This window comes from Pseudonocardia ailaonensis, from assembly GCF_039531635.1.
GTDB lineage: Bacteria > Actinomycetota > Actinomycetes > Mycobacteriales > Pseudonocardiaceae > Pseudonocardia > Pseudonocardia ailaonensis.
Genome location: NZ_BAAAQK010000009.1, coordinates 271,622 through 289,561, shown reverse-complemented (window position 1 = coordinate 289,561; position 17,940 = coordinate 271,622). Strand labels below are relative to the sequence as shown.

Sequence of the window (17,940 nt, the reverse complement as noted above, 5' to 3'; positions counted from 1 at the left end):
TGCTCATTTCTCCGGCGACGACGACGGGCGGTGCAGGACGACGGGGAAGGCGGAGAACCGGCGCGTCATCGTGTTCGGCCGGTAGACGGGAGGGTCGTCCGGGTCCACATGCGGGTCGAATCGAAGGACTTCGCGCAGCAGGCGGGTCAGGACCCCTGCCGGGAGATCGTCCCGCGACACGGACCCGTTCCCGGCGCCGACCGCCACCTGTCGTCCGAGACAGGTGTGGGCCCCGTCGCCGAAGGCCAGCCCGTAGGGCGGGGTCCGCGGTGGAAGCGTTCGGAAGGGGTCGTAGAGGTGGGCCGTCGGGCCGTAGACCGACTCGTCCCTCCCCGAGGCGTTGAGGTCGAGCAGGAGCTGTTCGCCCTTGGCGACCGTACGGCCGGTCGACAGCTCGATGTCGTCGAGCGCCATACGCATCAGCGCAGGCACGGTGGGATGCAGCCGCAGTGCCTCGCTCACCGCCCGCTGCAGGAATCCCAGATCTGCAGCTAGGCCCCGATGCTCGGGGTTCCCCTTGAAGTACTCCATCAGGTCCAGCAGCACGTGCGGTGCGAGATGGGAGGTGGTGTTGGCGGCCGCGTTGACGTAGAAGACGGCCTCCCGGCGAAGCTGGTCGGTGTCCATGTCGGGGAAGGTGCGAAGCAGCAGGGTCAGCAGGTCGTTCGTCGAGCCGGCTTCGTTCGTGGCGATCAGCCGGCGTCGACGTGCGAGGGCCGGCTGGAAGTACCGGACGTCGAACCGATCCCGGGCGGTCAGCGCTTCCTCGACCACTTCCGCGGCACCGGAGACCAGCCACTCGGCCGCGGCGGCGTCGCCGAACCGCTCCGCCATGACCCGAAGCTCGTCGATGTCCGCCGCGGAATCGGGGAGGTCAAGGCCGATGATCTTCGCAGTCACCTGCAGGAGAGCGCTGCGCATGACATCCATGATGTCGATCTTCGAGTCGCCGCCGTCCAGGGCCTCGAGGAGGTGGCGTCGAAGCGCCGGCACCGTGATCTCCAGCTCGTACTCCATCAGCTGGGAGCGCGAGAACATCACGACCTCGGCCCGGCGACGGGTCAGATGCTCCTCGGTGGGGAGCGACATCAACGAGCCGTCGAGGAGCGGTTTGCTGAACCGGCCGAACATCGAAGGCCAGAAACCGGAGGTGCGCATGACCTCCTGGACCTCGTGGTAGCGGCTGATCACCGTCATGTCGCCGTGATCGCCGATCGTCTGCCGGGCCGGCGGCCCGGTGCGTCCGTCCGACGTGTGTGCGCGCGTCTCGGTCATCGGTCGCCGCCCTCCACCTCGACCGAGATCGCGAGCTCCGGGCAGCTCGCCATCGCCGCCCTGGAGCCTTCGACCAGGTCCGGGGTGTTCTCGTCGCCGACGACGACCGCCTTGCCGGACGGATCCAGATCGAACACATCCGGGGCTATGCCCGCGCAGACCCCATGTCCCTGGCAGCGCTCTGTGTCGACGTCGACCTTCATTGCTCGTCCTCACGTAGCCCGTATCCGGTATCCCGGAGCCTAGAGGGTGGTCGGCTTCGAGGCAATGATGCAGCTAGATGCGGTGATCTGGCTGCTCGCGGCTCCGGGGTGCAGGGCCGGTGCGGCGCAAGGGTGGCAGGGCCTGACCGGTATCGCTACAGTATCCAGAATACGAGAGGCGTCTTCCAGGAGCCGACGTTCTCGGTCCACAGTGCGCAGAGGGCATCGCTGAGGTGTTGCCTCCACGCTTTCGGTGCGAGGTGCCGGCCTCGGAGCGCGCTTCTGTCCGTCTCGATACCCGCGAGGAACTCTGTTGTCGAACTCGGATCAGACCTGGAATGAGATCGTCGACTTCTCGAGGTCGCATGGTCTGCTTGCGATGCGCCTGTATCTCATCCATTCCGTGCCGCAGAACGGATTGCTGCCCGTCCTCGAGGCAAGGGCAGATCATGTTCTGTACCAACATGCGCTGGAAAGTCGCGGAATTCTCTTCGGTGCCGGTCCGCTCGCTGACGAGGCGGAGGAGTCCTGGGACGGCGAGGGTCTGTTCATCTATCGCGCAGCGGGGCTCGACGCAGCTGTTTCGACAGCCGCGGCCGACCCGATGCACCTCAGCGGAGCGAGGACGTTCCGAGTCAGGCCGTGGCTGCTCAATGAGGGATCGCTCAGTCTTCGAGTCGTCTATTCGAGCGGCCGCTCGGACATATCCTGAGCGCGATCTCGACCGCCGCGGGCCGTGACGGGAGTCACCTCACCTGTCGTCCCGGTCACTGCCCTTGAGACCGAACGGGCCGTCCGGTATCCTGGATACCGTGTTCAACGCTGCACGCCGGGCCATCGGCGACCTGATCGATGAGTCGCCGGACGACGAGCTGCACGTCGTGTGTCCGATGTTCCCCGGCCAACCTGATGACTTCCTCGCGTTGCTGGTGGAGGAGACCGGGAAGAGCAGGACGAGGCTGGTCCTCTACTGCGCCGATCTGAGTGGGAGGTACGAGTTCCTCCCGGAGCGGACTACACACGTCTCGCTCGTCACCATCGGTGGTCGCGTACCTCGCAGGCTTGCGCCGATCACGGACCACCTGACCGCGACGCTCGCCGAGGTGGCCCGGACCTTCGGGCGCGGGGAACGGCGCGTCGACGCCTTCGTCGCGCTCGTGGCTCCGCCCGACGACGACGGGTTCTGCTCGCTCGGTCCGGTCGTCAGCTACTCGCCGGCGGCAGCGGCGTCGGCGCGGCGCCGAATCATCATCACCAATCCGGAGATGCCGAGGTTCTCCGGTCATCGGGGCCTGCATCAGGATTCGTGCACGGTGCTCGAGGGGCCGGCCCGTCCATTGGGGGTCCTGCCGCCGAGGCCTCCGTCCGAAGCCGAGCTCCGAATCGGCAAGAGCGTCGCCGGTCTCATCTCGGACGGCGCCGTCCTGCAGCTCGGCATCGGCGGGATCCCCGAGAGCCTCATCGGGAACCTCATCGGGCAGCATTCGGGCCTGCGGCTTCATTCCGGGGCGATCCCGGAAGCAGCGATGGCGGCTTTTGACGCAGGCGTGTTCGACGACTCTCCCCGTCGGACGACGTCGCTGCTCGGGACCGCCGAGCTCTACGCCTACGCGGCGAGGCCCGAGAACGGAATCGAGATTCTTCCGGTCACCGAGACGCACGCCCCCGAGGTGCTCGCCGGCCTGGGGACCTTCTTCGCCGTCAACTCGTGCTTCGAGGTCGACCTCTTCGGACAGGTCAACGCCGAGTTCGCGGCGGGGGAGCGACGCGCTTCGGCGGGCGGGCAGGCGGACTTCGGGCACTGGGCCCATCTCTCGGCGGGGGCGAACATCATGGCTCTTCGCTCGGTCGACGGTTCGGGGGTGTCACGGATCGTCGCCCAACTCCCCGCTCCCCACGTCGTCACGACCAACCGCAGCGATCTCGACGCCGTGGTGACGGAGTTCGGCGTCGCCTGGCTCCGGGGGAGGACGGCGGGGGAGCGGGCCGAGGCGCTGGTCGATGTGGCGCACCCCGACCATCGGGACGAACTTCGAACGGCGTGGAGGAACTCGTGACAGACGCGAAGCTGGCCGGCAAGACGGCGATCGTGACCGGAGCGGCCAACGGGATGGGTCGTGCGGTGGCACTCGCCTACGCGGCTCAGGGGGCGAACGTGTTCGCCGTCGACATCGACGAGGACGCCCTGTCCGACCTCCCCCGGTCGGCGGCGTTCGCGACCTTCGTCGCCGCCGTCGACTCCGAGGCCGAGGTCCGAGGTGCCGTCGACAGCTGCGTGTCGCAGTTCGGCGGTATCGATGTCGTCTACAACAATGCCGGTGTCTACCTGCGCGGACGCGGCGACACGGTGACGCACGAACTGGAACTCGATGTCTGGAACCGGGTCATGAGCGTCAATCTCACGAGCGCGTTCCTCGTGTCCAAGTACGCCCTCCCGCACATGATGGGCGCCGGCGGCTCGATCATCAACATCGCCTCCGTCGGTGGGATGGTGGCGAGCGACTGCCATGCGTACTCGGCATCGAAAGGTGCGCTCATGGCTCTCACGAGGAGCCAGGCCAACAGCTACGGGCGCTACGGGATTCGTGTGAACGCCATCGCGCCGGGCGTCGTCGACACCGGGATGGCCGCACCGGTCACCGGGGACGCGGCGGTCGCCGATCGCTACCGGGCGTCCACGCCCCTGGGACGGTTCGCACGGACCGACGACATCGTCGGCCTCGCGATCTTCCTCGCCTCGGACGACTCCGCCTACATGACCGGGACCTCCCTCCCGGTGGACGGCGGGCTCGTCATCCGTCCGTGACCGCTCGAGCCGACAGACGGAAACCCAGCTTCACCGGCCCGTACCAGGGGTCGGTCACCCAACCGAAGGAGAACAGTGACCAGCACGAGTAGCCGGTACGCCTACGAGGTCAAGACCGAGACAGCCGGGCTCGACGAGAGCAGCCTCGAGGAGGCCCGGTCCCTGATCGGCGTCCCGCTGCGCCGTGACCACTTCCGCTGGAACGACACGGTCGCCCTCGACAGCATCCGCCAGTTCACCAAGGGCATCAGCGACGAGAACCCGCTGTATCTCGACCGCGACTACGCGGCGAAGACGAGGTTCGGTGGCATCACCGCCCCGCCCACCTACCTCTACTCGATCGACCGGGGGCACGTCGCGCCGCGCCTGCGCAGTGTCCAGTGGATCTACGCCGGCACCGACTGGGAGTGGTACAAGCCGCTCCACGAGGGTCTGCAGGTCACGTCGGAGGCTCAGCTCGTCGACGCGAACTGGGTCGAGGGCAAGATGGCCCGGTCCATGATCCTCCAGGAGGGCGAGGTGCTCTACCGCGACACGAGCGGTGAGCTCCTCGCGAAGGCGCGGACCAAGATCTTCCGGATCCCCCGGTCCAAGGCCAGTGGCGGTCTCTCGTACAAGACCCGCGAGCCGCACAAGTACTCGCCCGAGGACATGGAGGCGATCGAGCAGGCGATCGACGCCGAGATCGTCCGCGGGGCAGACACCCTCTACTGGGACGATGTCGTGCCCGGTGAGAAGCTCCAGCCCCTGGTCAAGGGCCCGTTCAACATGTCGGACATGATCATGTTCTACTGCGGCAGCGGTTGCTTCTACCTCGCCCACGAGATGGCGTTCCGCCACCGCCGGAAGCACCCCGCCGATGCCTACTCCGACCCGAAGACCGGGACCAAGGACCACCCGGCCCGTGGTCACACCGAGGAGTACATGGCCTCGGAGGTGGGGATGCCCGGCCGTTACGACAGCGGTCTGCAGCGGGTGTGCTGGCTCGGTCAGGTCGTGACGAACTGGATGAGCGACGACGGCGACCTGATCGAGCTCAAGACCCGGCTGCGCCGTCCCAACGTCTTCGGGGACACGCAGTGGTGCTCGGGCACCGTGACCGGCAAGCGTGAGACCTCGCAGGGGGCCCTCGTCGACGTCGAGCTGCAGGCGGTCAACCAGGTCGGCACCGTGACGACCGAAGGCACTGCGGTCGTGCGACTGCCGAAGCGAACCGCTCCCTGACCCGAGGTCGCGTCCACGACCCCGACCCGATGGAATGGATGCCATGTCACTGAAGGTCATGCCCGTGTACACGGGGCGGCTCGTCAACTCCGAACGGTCGATCCAGCAGTACCTGACCGGCTACGGGGAGAAGATCGACGTCCACTCCTACATCTGGATGATCGTGGGAGGCGAGGCGCCGATAGCCGTCGACCTCGGCGTCGGGAGCAGCGCGGTCGTGGACCGGCATCACGGTCGTCGGCTCGAGCAGGACCTGGCGCCGCGAGAAGCGCTGGAGGCGGCGGGCATCGACCCGGGCGAGGTCCGGCTGGTGATCCAGACGCACCTGCACTGGGACCACTGCCTCGGCGCCGAGCTGAACCTCTTCCCCAACGCCGAGGTCGCGGTCCAGGTGGACGAGATCAGGTACGCGAGCATGCCGATGGCCCCGCACGAGATCATGTACAACGCCAAGGTGATCAACGACGTCGCCGGTCGTGCTCGGGCTCGTGACGGCATCCGCCTCGTCGGTGGTGATTGGACGGCCGCCGAGGGGGTTCGGGTCCTGCACACGCCGGGGCACACCCCGGGGCTGCAGATCCCGGTCGTCGAGACGGCCGTCGGCACCGTTGCCATCGGTTCCGACAACGTGCCGCTGCAGTCCTCGATGAGGGGGGCGACGCCGGCCGACTGGATCCCGCCGGCCATCCATGGCGACCTGGAGCAGACCTACCGATCGATGGCCCGGCTCGCCGATCTGGCCGAGGTGATTCTCCCGTCCCACGACAGCGGCCCGATGGAGCACGGTCCGTACGGGTGATCCCTCGACCTGTGCCCGACCGCGGGGAGCGTTTCCCGCGGCTCGGGCGGGTCGGGGGCAGTGGGGCCGTTCAGGTGCGGCGGCCGCGCTCGGTCATCATCGCCGAGGCGCCCGCGAGGACGTGCTCGTAGACGAGGACGCCCGCTGCTGCCGCGTCCTGGTCCCTGAGCGCCTGAATGATCTTCCTGTGATCGTTCGCGGCGCGGGCCGGCCACTCCTCGATGACCTCGAAGGCCGAGTGGGGGATGGACGGGCTCAGCAACTGGAGGAGGGCGATGAGGCGAGGACTCTGTGCGGACACGTTGATGAGCCGGTGAAAGGACCAGTTGAGCTTCGAGGCCGCATCGAGGCGGCGTTCGGAGACTGCCGTGTCGATGTCATCCTGAATCGCGACGAGCTGGCCGAGCTGTTCCTCGGTCCGGCGCACCGCCGCCCGGGATGCGGCAAAGCGTGACAGTGCCGCGTTGAGCTCGTATCCGTCCTGGATCTCGTTCTCGTTGATGGCCTGGACGATGGCTGTGCCATTTCGAGAAGGCTTGACGATTCCTTCGTTGGCCAGCTGGTTGATCGCATCTCGGACCGGCATGCGGCTGACGCCGAGCCGCTCGGCCCATTCGCTCTGAACGACCTTGGTGTCGGCCGGAAGATCGCCGGTCAGGATCTTGTCGCGCAGGATTCCGGCAACCTGGTCCCGCAGGCTCCGCCGCTCCACGCGTGGAGCGCTGCTTTCTTCGTCGGTCAGGGCCATCAGTTGCAAACCTTCGGGAGTCGCCGGTGCAGATCCGTTGTCTGCGCCGCCGAGTGTAGACCAGCCGGGATGCGGTATTCGAGAGCCATTGACCCGTGTCAGGGGTGCGGCTACAGTATCCCGTATACATGGAGGTGTCATGGGTAAGGTGTCGTTGCTCGAGGGGCTTCGGGTGCTCGAGGTCGGGGCCGGGATCGCGGTGCCGTTCGCGGGGCGCAATCTCCGGCTGATGGGTGCCGAGGTCTGTCGTGTCCCGGTCCTGGACGAGCAGGCGGAGGATCGCCTCCCCGCGGCGCTGCGCGGCTGGTTGGACGACGGCAAGCGGAAGGGAGCCGGTCGTCCGGACGCCTCGGGGTTCGATCTCGTGATCGCCGACGGCCGCGCGGTCGACGCCGTCGGACCGGTGGACGGGGCCCTGGTGAGCGTGCTCGACATGCCTCCTCTGGCGTCGCTGCCGGACGGGTTGGCGGACTCGGCTGTCCTCTCGGCGATCGCCGGGGCGACATGGGCGATGGGGGAGGTCGGGCGTCCACCGCTCTCGATGCCTGCTCACACCGCCGCCTTCCTCGCCGGGGTCGTCTTCGCCGGGAACAGCCTGGGGCTCCTCCTCCGGGGTGAGAGCGGGCGCCATCACAGTTCGGGACTCCTGTCCATCGCCTCGTTCGTCGACCAGAACTCGACGAGCTATCTGCATTCCGGTATCGGCTGGCGGCGCGAGGGCCGGAGGGCGGCGGGAAGCGCCGGCATCTACCCGTACGGAATCTACGACTGTGCCGACGGCCAGGTCGCGCTCATCGCGCGATCGAAGCGCGACTGGCACGGCATCGCCGCTGCCCTGGGCGCGGGCGATGTGAGCCGGCGCTATCCGGACCCGTTCGAGATCGCGCAGTCACTGGCGGACGTCGTCGACGCGGAGCTGCGGCCGATCATTCAGCGCCTCAGCCGGGCAGAGATCCTCGAGACGGCCGAGCGCGACGGAGTGCTGGCGGTCCCGGTCGCGGATCTCGACGACGTGGAGTCCTACAACAACCTGGTCGATGAGCGGGAGTTCTGGGACTTCGGTGCCGAGTCGCGCTTCCCCGGCCTTCCGTTCCTGGTGAGTGCCTGATGAAGACGATGAACGATCTGCGGGTCCTCGACCTCGGCTGGGTGTGGGCAGGGCCGCTCGTCGGGGCAGCGATGGCGGCCTTGGGCGCCGAGGTGGTGAAGGTCGAGTCCGCCACCCGGCTCGACCCGTACCGGCTCCGCGGCGTGGAGCGCGAGGAGCACTGGGGGGAGAACAAGCGCGAGGCGTCGCCGTCCTTCCACAAGCTGAACCGGGGGAAGAAGAGCCTCGCTCTCAACCTCAAGCACCCTGACGCCCGCGGCGTTCTGTTGGCCCTCGTCGAGCAGGCCGACCTGCTCATCGAGAACTACAGCGCCGGAACGCTGGACCGCCTCGGAATCGGGTGGGAGGTGCTCCGGGGGGCCAATCCGTCCCTCGTCGCCCTCTCCCTGTCGGCAGGAGGTCAGCGGGGTCGGTGGAAGGACCTGCGTGCCTACGCACTCGTCACCACGGCGATGGCGGGCTACGAGTCCCTCGTCCGCTACCCGGACGAGCCCGCGCTCGGCGGCGCCACCTTCGGCATCGCCGATCCGAACATCTCGAGCTACGGAGTGATGGCGGCTCTCGCAGGGCTCTGGCGGGCACAGCGAACCGGGCAGGGTGCGTACATCGATCTCTCCGGCATCGAGAGCGTCGTGGGCGTCCTCGGAGCGGCCCTCCTCGAGGAGTCCGCGTCGGGCCCGGCCGAGGTGGTCCTCCAGGTCGGTGGGGACGACGAATGGGTCGTCTGTGTGCTCGGCGCCGGCCAGGAGGACGCCCTCGCCGCCGCCGTCGGCCACGTCCCGCTGGGTGAGAGCCGGGGCGCCGATCGTGGCGCCCTGGTCGAGTCGGTGCGAGCGTGGGCGAAGGACCGGCCTCGGGACGCGGTCGTCGTGGCGCTGGCCGACGCCGGCGTGACGGTCGCTCCCGTGCTGCGGGTCGACCGGGAACACGGGGCAGGTGGCGGGTCGCTGTCACGGAAGAAGGTGGTCCACCCCATCACGGGGGAGTCGAGTTTCCTGCCCTCGCCCTGGGGAGAGATCGGAGGTGGGCACCCGGCACCCCTGTTCGGGGGCGATACTCCGGCGGTGCTCCGCGACTGGCTCGACATGGACGACGGCGAGATCCGTAGGCTGGCCGACGCAGGGATCCTCGCGTGACGATGTCCCTCGAGCGCGCAGCGCTGGATGCGGCCGAGCGCGCGGGGCGGACGGCCGCGGACGCGCCTGCCGGAGTCACCCGAGCCGTACTGGACGCGTTCAGTGTCGCCGTGCCGGGCTCGGCGAGCCGGGTCGTGGGGCAGCTGACCGAGGCCCTCGAGGTGTCCGGCGCCGGTCCGTCGCCTGTGTGGTTCTCCGGAGGGGCCGCGCTTGCCGGCGACGCCGCGCTGCTCAACGGCGCTGCGATCCACGTCAACGACTTCGACGACACCCACGACGCCGCGATCGTGCACTGCATGTCGGTGATCCTTCCGGCCGCCTACGCCGGTTGGCGCGACGGGCGAACCGACACGCTCCTGTCCGCGGTGGCGGCCGGAACCGAGCTGGCCTGCAACCTTGCACTCGCCCGGCCCCATTACAGCGGCTGGCACTACACCACCCTGCTGGGAGCCATGGGAGCGGCGCTCGCCCATGCGACGGCGGCCGGCGCGCCGGACGAGGTCGTCGCCGATGCGGTCGGCAACGCCTACGTGCACCTCGGCGGCAACAAGCAGGTGGTTCTCGACGCGTCCGTCGCGAAGCGCCTGATGCCCGGGACGTCGGCGCGGGCGGGGGTACTGGCCTCGAGGCTCGCCCACGCCGGGATCGGTGGTGTCCGCGGATGGCTCGGGGGCGAGTACGGGCTTCTCACCCACTACTACGGGAGCGACCGCAACAAGGCGGAGGTGCACGGCGGTGAGCGCCCGCGGATCGACGAGCTCTCGCTGAAGCCCTATCCCGCCTGCCGGTTCACCCACGGCGCGATCGAGGCGGCACTGCTGCTGCGCGAGCGGCTCGGGGCCGAGACGGCGGCCGGGCTGGAGCGCGTCCGCGTGCGGTACCCGGCGACGGATCGCTTCGGGATCGTGGTGCGGCCCTTCGAATCACGGGGGGCGGCGGAGATGGACGCGCAGTTCAGCACGGCTTTCCTCGTCGCGTCCGCCCTCGTCCACGGCCGCATCGACTTCGAGAGCTACGGGCCGGGTCTGATCGACGACCCCACGGTCGTCGACCTGGCGGGTCGCGTCGACGTCGTCCAGGACGTCGAGGTCGACGACAGCGCGGCACTCGGGCCGATCGAGGTCGAGGGCTCAGGGGCGTCGATCACCGTGGAGACGGTGCTCGGGGCCGTCGGGCGGCCGCTCGGCGCCGAGCTGGCCCGGGCCAAGTTCGAGACCTGTCGGTCGCGGGCGGTGGCGCTCGGAACTGCGGCAGAACGGCTGCCCACCTACGACGAACTGGCCGACGCGCTGGAAACCGCGGACGGCACCACCCTCCGGAACCTGGTGGCGGGCAGGCCCCGCGTCGGAACGAACTCGTGAAGGACCATGCTGTGCTCGCCTCTTCGGTCACGTCGCTCCTCTCTCCCGCCTCGGTCGTCATCGTCGGGGCGTCGACATCGGGGGACAAGCCCGGAACCCGCCTTGTCAGAGCGCTCGCCGGCCGGTTCGCCGGTCCCCTCTACGGAGTGAACCCCCGCCGACTCGACGTCCCGGGTGTCGAGTGGGCCGCGACCATCGAGGACCTGCCGGTCGTGCCCGAACTCGCCTGTGTGGCGGTCGCCGCCGACGAGGCGGTCCGCGCGGTCGAGGCCCTCGGCAAACTCGGTACGCGCGCGGCAGTCGTGTACTCGTCCGGATTCTCCGAGGCGGGTGAGGAGGGAACGGCTCGTGAGCGGACCCTTCGCGAGGTGGCCGACCGGTACGGGATGGCGATCTGCGGACCCAACACCGCAGGCCTCCTCAACATCGGCAACGGTCTCGTCGGGACGTTCACCCACGCCCTGGAGACAGGCGAGCCGTCCCCGGGCAACGTGGCCGTCGTGACCCAGAGCGGGGCCGTCGGCGGCATGATCCTCAGCCACCTGGTCGAACGCCGGGTGGGCATCAGGTACTGGCTCTCGGTCGGCAACGGTGCCGTCCTCGACGTGGCGGACTATCTCGACGCGCTGGCTGAGGACCCGGACACGCACGTCATCGGCATGTTCGTGGAAGGCATCCGGGACGGACGGGGCTTCCTGCGGGCGGCCGACCGGTGCCGGGCCGCGGGCAAGCGGCTGATCCTCTTCAAGGCCGGCCGGACCGAGGACGGGGCCCGGTCGGCCGCCAGCCACACCGGACAGCTCGCCGGCAGCTCCGAGGTGTACGACGGAGTGCTGCGCCAACACGGGGTGACGGTCTGCCGTACCGTCCGGGACCTCCTCGACGCGCTCACCCTGGCCGCCACGGGAGCGGCGATGGGGGAGGGGCGGGCGCTCGTCCTCTCCGTGTCCGGAGCGGGATGCACCGTCCTCGCCGACGAGGTGTCCGGTTCCCGGCTGACCCTGGCGTCGCTCGCGCAGAGCACCACGTCTGCCATCTCCGAGCAGCTCCCGGGGTTCAGCCAGACCGGCAACCCGGTGGACCTGACCGGATCGGTCCTCATGGACCTGTCGCGCCTCGACGCGGTGATCCGGGCAGGGGAGAGCGACGAGGGCGTGGACCTGATCGTGATCACCTTCGCCACGAACAACACGACGGAGATCGCCGACGCCGTCGCCGCAGCATGGCGCCGGACGAAGCCGCTGCTGGTCGTGCTCCCGGTGGCGCCGACACTTGCACAGCCCATGCGAGAGGCACTGAGAGCCGGCGGAGTCCCCGTGTTCGAGGACATGGCGGACGCGGTGCGGGCCGCCGACGCCCTCTTCGCGACCCGGCGGAACGAGTCGCGGGATGCCGACGTCGCCCGCACGAGGACGGGAGCGGTCGAGAACGGTCGATGGGCCGGGGGGCAGGAAGCCCTGGCGCAGCTCGGATCGGCCGGGCTGCCGACCGTCGTCAGCGAGCGGTTCGCCTCGGCGGCCGGGGCCGGCGAGTTCGCGCTCGCCCGACCGGGCAACTACGTGGTCAAGGTCGACCACCCGGCGATCCTGCACAAGTCCGACATCGGGGGCGTCCGCGTGGGCGTGGCCTCCGCCGACGTCACGACCGTCTGCCTCCAGATCAGGGACTCGGCCCGAGCCGTCGTTGCGGACTTCGACGACGAGGGAGGATTCGTCGTCCAGGAGATCGCGGAGTCCGGTGCCGAGGTTCTCGTCGGAGTCACACAGGATCCCACGTTCGGCTCAGTGCTGACGGTGGGCGTGGGCGGCACACTCACCGAGCTCATGGGCGACGTCGCCTTCGCCGCGATGCCGGCGACGTCCGCCGACATCAGAGACATGATCGACTCGACCCGGCTCGGCGCCTACCTGAGCGACTACCGGGGCGGCTCTCGTGATCGAGACGCAGTCGAGTCGCTCATCGCAGACTTCCAGCGCTATGCCCTCGCGGAGAGCATCGACGAGGCGGAGCTGAACCCCGTGATCGTCAGAGCTGCCGGCGCCGGGTGCGTGGTCGTCGACGCAAGGATGCTCCTGCCCGAGTCGGAGCCGATCCAGCCCGCCCTCTCTGTCCGATAACCACAAACCTGTTGTCACACTTCGGTGAAGGGACACTGATGTCCACAACGGATCTGTCGCTGCGCGCACTCCTCGCCTACCAGACGCCGAACCGCTATGCCCAGACGTTGCACGACCGCGACCCCGAGAAGGTGGCCGAGCTCTTCACCCCGGACGCCTACCTGCACCAGGTGTGGGGTCCGGTCACGGGCAGGGCGGACATCGCGCGCAACTACCGGGACCGCTTCGCCGACTGGACGGACGCGACCCACTGGGTCGCCAACTCCGTCCTGACCTCGGTGTCCGAGGAAGAGGCCAAGGTCCGTGCCTTCGTGGTGGGACTCTTCTTCTTCGTGCCGGACAGCTCGAACGGCACGACTCTCTACCGCGGCGAGTACGACTTCACGCTCAGCTGGGTCGAGTCGGACTGGCAGATCAGCACGCTTTTCGTCAGCCGACACGGCCTGAACGGGATCGATCTCCAGGAGTCGGGGTACGCGCCGCCTCCGACGGACGGGCGCTGACGATCATCCGGTCAGGCTCCGTCGAATCGACGAGGCGAGGGCTCCGGGTGGACGGCCTCCGACACCGCCGCCGCCCCCGCTGATCAGGTCGTCGTCGGTGCCCTGGATCTCCCGCATCCGGTCGATCGTCGCGGCACCGACGAGGTGGTGCTCCCCGGACAGGCCACCGTTCGCCAGCGCGCCGTAAATCGTCGCGCGACCCCGCGCCGTGGCGTGGCCGTTCACCGCCGGGAACTCCGCTGCTCGCCATGCCGCGCTGTTCTCGTCGTCGCCCGCAGGGAGGTTGCCGATCGCGGCGAGCGCGGGGTGCAACCCGCCGCCGACGACCCGGGTCTCGGGGGCGACCACAGGCCGGCCGGTACCTGTCCCACGGACGAGTACCGGTCGACGTCGGCGCAGCGGCCCTGCTCGTGGTCCGGCACGCCGATCAGCACGTCCGCGCCGAGCGGCCCGGCGATCTCCGCGCGCAGGAACGCGCCGACGCTCCTCCCCGAGACCCGGCCGGCGAGGGTGATTCCGAAAAGAAATCGGGTATCGTGCAATTCACGCCACGCCGCTTTCGAGGGTCAGGAGTCCGATGGAGGTCCCGATCGCCGATGTCATGGCCGTGCACCAGATGTACGGACGGCAGAGCCATTCGATCGACTCCGGCCACGCCGCCGACTGGGCCGCCACTTTCACGGCCGACGGTGAGTTCCATTCGCCGAGCTATCCGGCCGCGTGCGGTACGGCCGAGCTCGTCGCATTCGCCGAGCGCTTCCATGCCGGTTCCGCGGCCGGGGAGGTGCTGCGCCACGTCGTCAGCACCGTCGACGTGGCGGCCGGGGAGGGGCCGGACGCCCTCAACGCGCTGGCCTACCTCCAGATCATCGGCACCCCTCCCGGTGCCGCGTCCCGGTTGCACCGCATCACCACGCTCGACGACGAGCTGGTCCGCACCCCCGCAGGCTGGCGGATCCGCCGCCGGACCGTCCTCCGGGACGCCTGAACCGGCCCGGGCGGTGCGGGCCTCGCGTACCTCCTTCAGACCTGCTCAGCCACGAAGACCGGGATGCGCCGCTGCGTCCGGTCCTGGTACTCCGCGTACTCGGGATAGGCGGCAACGGCGCGATCCCACCACTCGTCGCGCTCGGTCCCCTCGACGAGGCGGACCGTGAAGTCACGGGGCACCGGCCCGTCCTGGAGCACGATCGCCGGATGGTCGCGCAGGCTGTGGTACCACTCGGGATGCTTCGAGGCCCCGCCGTACGACGCGACCAGCGCGTAGCGTCCGTCCGCCTCGACCCGCATCAGCGCGATCTTGCGGACCTTCCCGGACCTGCGGCCCCGGTACGTCACCACGATGACGGGGAGCCCGGTGTCGCGCAGCGTGTGGCCGGCGGCGCCGGCGGACCGCTCGTAGGTCTCGACCTGATCCCGGACCCACGCCCGCGGGGTGGGCGCGTACTCGCCCTCGATCGGCATCGGTGCCGGTCCCGCTCAGTGCTGCTGGCGGAACTGGTGCAGGCCACCGTCGACGGGCAGCTCCACCCCCGTCACGAAGGACGCCCGCCGGGAACACAGCCACACGGCCACCTCGGCGACCTCCTCCGGCGTGCCGCTGCGGCCCATGGGGTGGTTCGAGACGCGCTGCGCGCCGTGTCCGGTGCTCGCGTGCGACTGCAGCATCGGCGTCATGATCGGGCCCGGCAGGATCGCGTTGATCCTGATCCCTGCCTTGACGTACTCGCCGGCGGCGGCTCGGCTCACCGCGAGGATCCCGCGCTTGCTCGTGCTGTAGGCGGCCATGTCCGGGATGGGGCTCGCCGCGGCCCCGGAGGACACGTTGACGATCGCCCCGCCCGCCTCGGAGGTCATGTACCGGACCTGGGAGCGCATGCAACGGAAGATCCCGTTGAGGTTGATGTCGATGACCCGGTTCCAGTCCTCGTCGGAGTACTCGCCGATCGGCACGTACGGGCCGTTGACGCCGACGCAGTTCACCGCGGCGGTGAGTGGCCCGAAGCGCTCCTGGGTGGCCGCGGCGAAGGCGTCGATCTCCGCGGCCGAGCCGACGTCCGTCGCCATGGCGAAACTCGCCACCCCGAGCTCGCCGACCAGCGTGGCGGTCTCGGCCGCGGACGCCTCGTTGATGTCCGCGACGGCGACGGCGGTGGCCCCCTCGGCGGCGAACAGCAACGCGGTGGCCCGCCCGATCCCCGACCCCCCACCGGTCACGACCGCGACGTGGCCCTTCGCCAATGGCTCGCTCATTGTCTGTAGTGCTCCGAATCGTTCGTCGACCGGGGACGGTCGGTTCAGGCGTGCTCGGACGTGAATTCCAGGATGCGTTCCCAGGCATCCTGACAGAATTCCGACCACTCGACGAAGGAGCGGTCGAAGAAGGAATGCGGGGCATTCTCGTAGACGTGCATCCGGTGGTCGACCCCGGCATCGGACAGGCGCTGACGGAATGCCCGGAAGTCCGCGACCGGCGTCAGCTCGTCCGCGCCGGCGACGAGCATCAGCAGCGGGCGGTGCAGCCTGTCCTCGACGTCCGTCAGGTGCCGGAGCGTGCCGTAGAAGCCGATGCAGCCGGCGAGGTCGATGTCGCCGGCGGCCAGGCGCCACGAGTGGCTGCCGCCGAAGCAGAACCCGACCGTGAACACCGGGCCCCCGTTCAGCGCGTGCAGGTGGTCGGCCGCCGCCCGCACGTCGGCCGCCACGTGCTCGGGCCGCACCTCGGCGACGGCACTCCGCCAGTCGAAGTCGTCCCCCCGGTCGCCCGTGCCGTGCGACCGGCCGAAGTAGTCGATCGCGGCCGTGGTGAAGCCGGCCTCGGCGAAGCGGACGGCCAGCTGCCGGTAGTAGCGGTGCAGGCCGCGCACGTCGGGCAGCAGGACGACGTTGCGGTTGCGGGGATCCTGCGGGATCGCCCGGTAGGCCGCGACGGTGTTGCCGTCGCCGGCGGCGAGGGTCAGCCGGCCGTGGGAGGCGACGGCGCCGACGGTCGGTGGCGGGGGCGGTCGGCTGTCGTCGTCGTGACACATGGTGTGGTCCCTGCCTGCGGGTCTCGGTCGGAGGTGGCGTCGAGGAGGCGGTGGTGGCCGGCGGTCAGCCTCGGGGGACCAGATCGTCGCCGTCGAGGAGCGCGAGAACCTGCCGGCGAAGGATCTTGCCGGTGTCGGTGCGCGGGAGCTCGGGCCAGACCAGCACCTGATCCGGTGTCTTGGAACCGCGCAGCCGGGCCCGGACGAAGTCCCGGACCTCCTGCGGGTCCACCGTCCGGCCCGCCTTGGCCACGACCGCCGCGACGAGCCGCTGGCCCCACTCCGGGTCCGGCACCCCGACGACGACGGCGTCGTCCACGTCGTCGCGGGCGAGGATGGTCTGTTCGATCTCGGCCGGGGCGATGTTCTCGCCGCCCCGGATGATGGTGTCGTCCGTGCGCCCGCCGACGAACAGGTAGCCGTCCGCGTCCAGGTGGCCCTCGTCGCGGGTGTCGAAGAACCCGTCGGGGTCGAGGACGGAGCCCAGGCCCGCGTACTCGCCGGACACCTGCTCACCCCGCACCCAGATGCGCCCCGGGACGCCGGCCGCCACGGCCGCCCCGGTGTCGTCGCGGATCGTCACCTCGACGCCGGGGACCGGCAGCCCGGCGGAGCCGAGCCGGGCGCGCACGGCCGGATCGTCGTCGGCGACCGCGGCGCGGTGCTCCGCGGGGCCGAGCACGGAGATCGTCGAGCTGGTCTCGGTGAGCCCGTAGGCGTTGACGAAGTCGACGTGCGGCCACGCCGCGAGCGCCTCCTCGATGACGCGTACGGGCATGCCGGCCCCGCCGTAGGCCAGCGAGCGCAGCCCGGGCAGCGACCGGTCACCCTCCGCGGCGACGATGCGGGCGAGCATCGTCGGGACGACCAGCGCGTGGGTGATCCCCTCGGCCCGGACCAGCGCCAGCCACTCGGTGCCGGTGAACTGCTCCAGTACGACCGCCCGCCGGCCCGCGTACAGGTTGCTGATCGCGTTCGCGACCGCGGCGATGTGGTAGGGCGGCACGCTCACGAGCGACGCCTCGTCCGGGCCGGCCGAGGCGAACTCGACCGTGCCCAGGACGTAGCTGGCCAGGTTGTGGTGGCGCAGCACCACGCCCTTCGGCTCGGACGTCGTCCCGCTCGTGTAGATGACCACGGCCGGGCGGTCCTCGTCCGGGGCGCCCTCGGGCCGGCTGCCCCCGCCGTCCCGCATGCTCGCGGCGAGCCACTCCGCGCTGGTGCGGACCGGCATCCCGATCCGCTCGAACAGCGGCGCGAACCGCGGGCCCGCGATGGCGATCGCGCGGGGGTGCCCGGCCAGCAGTGCCTCGAGCTGGTCGTCGCCGAGGCGGTAGTTCAGCGGGACCAGCGGGACCCCGGCACGGGCCGCGGCGAACAGGGCCGCCGGGAAGCAGGGCCCGTTGACGTCGAGATAGACCAGCTCCTCCGCGCCGGCCCGGTGGACGAGCGCCGCGCCGCCGGTGGCGAGGCCGTCGAGCTGCGCGACGGTGTAGCCGTCCCGGCGGCGCCCGAGGATCGGCCGGTCGCCGAACCCGGACAGTGCCATCTCGAGCAGGAGTGAGAGGTTCACCGGTTCTCCCCGGCTCCGGCGCCGCTGTTGCCGGCGCTCACGTGTGGTTCCCGGCGGG

At 70.0% G+C, this 17,940-nt stretch carries 19 protein-coding genes; 11 read left to right on the top strand and 8 right to left on the bottom strand.

Annotation, left to right across the window (positions count from 1 at the left end; all coding sequences use genetic code 11):
• Nucleotides 1-3: 3 nt before the first annotated feature.
• Nucleotides 4-1,275, bottom strand: a complete 1,272-nt coding sequence (locus tag ABD324_RS17240; RefSeq protein WP_344417818.1) for a cytochrome P450 — start codon at nt 1,273-1,275, stop codon at nt 4-6.
• Nucleotides 1,272-1,478, bottom strand: a complete 207-nt coding sequence (locus ABD324_RS17235; protein WP_344417816.1) for a ferredoxin — start codon at nt 1,476-1,478, stop codon at nt 1,272-1,274. Before ABD324_RS17235 ends, ABD324_RS17240 begins: the two co-directional genes overlap by 4 nt.
• A 313-nt stretch (nt 1,479-1,791) precedes the next feature.
• Between ABD324_RS17235 and ABD324_RS17230 the strand changes: the two genes are divergently transcribed.
• The 5 genes from ABD324_RS17230 (at nt 1,792) to ABD324_RS17210 (ending at nt 6,307) form a co-directional block, all read left to right on the top strand.
• The gene (locus ABD324_RS17230; protein ID WP_344417814.1) at nt 1,792-2,190 is read left to right on the top strand and encodes a YciI family protein; all 399 of its coding nucleotides are present in this window, start codon (nt 1,792-1,794) and stop codon (nt 2,188-2,190) included.
• A 100-nt stretch (nt 2,191-2,290) separates the two neighbouring features.
• Nucleotides 2,291-3,535, top strand: a complete 1,245-nt coding sequence (locus ABD324_RS17225; RefSeq protein ID WP_344417812.1) for an acetyl-CoA hydrolase/transferase C-terminal domain-containing protein — start codon at nt 2,291-2,293, stop codon at nt 3,533-3,535.
• The gene (locus ABD324_RS17220) at nt 3,532-4,284 is read left to right on the top strand and encodes an SDR family NAD(P)-dependent oxidoreductase (protein ID WP_344417810.1); all 753 of its coding nucleotides are present in this window, start codon (nt 3,532-3,534) and stop codon (nt 4,282-4,284) included. The genes ABD324_RS17225 and ABD324_RS17220 overlap by 4 nt, the downstream gene beginning before the upstream one ends.
• 75 nt (nt 4,285-4,359) lie before the next feature.
• Complete coding sequence (locus ABD324_RS17215; protein ID WP_344417808.1) at nt 4,360-5,508, top strand: MaoC family dehydratase; 1,149 nt, start codon at nt 4,360-4,362, stop codon at nt 5,506-5,508.
• A gap of 43 nt (nt 5,509-5,551) precedes the next feature.
• The gene (locus ABD324_RS17210) at nt 5,552-6,307 is read left to right on the top strand and encodes an N-acyl homoserine lactonase family protein (RefSeq protein WP_344417806.1); all 756 of its coding nucleotides are present in this window, start codon (nt 5,552-5,554) and stop codon (nt 6,305-6,307) included.
• A gap of 70 nt (nt 6,308-6,377) precedes the next feature.
• Here the strand turns inward: ABD324_RS17210 and ABD324_RS17205 are convergent, their stop codons facing one another.
• Entirely contained in the window at nt 6,378-7,055 is a 678-nt protein-coding gene (locus tag ABD324_RS17205) for a GntR family transcriptional regulator (protein WP_344417804.1), read from the bottom strand.
• A gap of 139 nt (nt 7,056-7,194) precedes the next feature.
• On the opposite strand from ABD324_RS17205, the gene ABD324_RS17200 reads away from it, so the two are divergent.
• From ABD324_RS17200 to ABD324_RS17180, 5 genes are read left to right on the top strand one after another with little or no spacing between them, the layout of a single operon-like run.
• Complete coding sequence (locus ABD324_RS17200) at nt 7,195-8,163, top strand: CoA transferase (RefSeq protein WP_344417802.1); 969 nt, start codon at nt 7,195-7,197, stop codon at nt 8,161-8,163.
• A complete protein-coding gene (locus tag ABD324_RS17195; RefSeq protein ID WP_344417800.1) occupies nt 8,163-9,299 on the top strand; it encodes a CaiB/BaiF CoA transferase family protein in 1,137 nt (378 codons plus the stop codon). Before ABD324_RS17200 ends, ABD324_RS17195 begins: the two co-directional genes overlap by 1 nt.
• Nucleotides 9,300-9,301: 2 nt before the next feature.
• A complete protein-coding gene (locus tag ABD324_RS17190) occupies nt 9,302-10,660 on the top strand; it encodes an MmgE/PrpD family protein (protein ID WP_344418279.1) in 1,359 nt (452 codons plus the stop codon).
• On the top strand, nt 10,657-12,777 hold the full coding sequence (locus tag ABD324_RS17185; protein ID WP_344417798.1) for an acetate--CoA ligase family protein: 2,121 nt from the start codon (nt 10,657-10,659) through the stop codon (nt 12,775-12,777). Before ABD324_RS17190 ends, ABD324_RS17185 begins: the two co-directional genes overlap by 4 nt.
• A 38-nt stretch (nt 12,778-12,815) precedes the next feature.
• Entirely contained in the window at nt 12,816-13,280 is a 465-nt protein-coding gene (locus ABD324_RS17180) for a nuclear transport factor 2 family protein (protein ID WP_344417796.1), read from the top strand.
• 3 nt (nt 13,281-13,283) lie between these two features.
• On the opposite strand, the gene ABD324_RS17175 is transcribed toward ABD324_RS17180, so the two are convergent.
• A complete protein-coding gene (locus ABD324_RS17175) occupies nt 13,284-13,628 on the bottom strand; it encodes a serine hydrolase domain-containing protein (protein WP_344417794.1) in 345 nt (114 codons plus the stop codon).
• A gap of 229 nt (nt 13,629-13,857) precedes the next feature.
• On the opposite strand from ABD324_RS17175, the gene ABD324_RS17170 reads away from it, so the two are divergent.
• On the top strand, nt 13,858-14,268 hold the full coding sequence (locus ABD324_RS17170; RefSeq protein WP_344417792.1) for a nuclear transport factor 2 family protein: 411 nt from the start codon (nt 13,858-13,860) through the stop codon (nt 14,266-14,268).
• A gap of 35 nt (nt 14,269-14,303) precedes the next feature.
• Here ABD324_RS17170 and ABD324_RS17165 read toward each other — a convergent pair whose 3' ends face one another.
• The 4 genes from ABD324_RS17165 to ABD324_RS17150 form a co-directional block, all read right to left on the bottom strand.
• Nucleotides 14,304-14,744 (bottom strand): nitroreductase family deazaflavin-dependent oxidoreductase, encoded by a 441-nt coding sequence (locus ABD324_RS17165; RefSeq protein ID WP_344417790.1) that lies wholly within the window; start codon nt 14,742-14,744, stop codon nt 14,304-14,306.
• A 15-nt stretch (nt 14,745-14,759) separates the two neighbouring features.
• Nucleotides 14,760-15,533, bottom strand: a complete 774-nt coding sequence (locus tag ABD324_RS17160; protein ID WP_344417788.1) for an SDR family NAD(P)-dependent oxidoreductase — start codon at nt 15,531-15,533, stop codon at nt 14,760-14,762.
• A 44-nt stretch (nt 15,534-15,577) separates the two neighbouring features.
• The gene (locus tag ABD324_RS17155; RefSeq protein ID WP_344417786.1) at nt 15,578-16,309 is read right to left on the bottom strand and encodes a dienelactone hydrolase family protein; all 732 of its coding nucleotides are present in this window, start codon (nt 16,307-16,309) and stop codon (nt 15,578-15,580) included.
• A 64-nt stretch (nt 16,310-16,373) separates the two neighbouring features.
• Entirely contained in the window at nt 16,374-17,882 is a 1,509-nt protein-coding gene (locus tag ABD324_RS17150) for a class I adenylate-forming enzyme family protein (RefSeq protein ID WP_344417784.1), read from the bottom strand.
• Nucleotides 17,883-17,940: the final 58 nt, after the last annotated feature.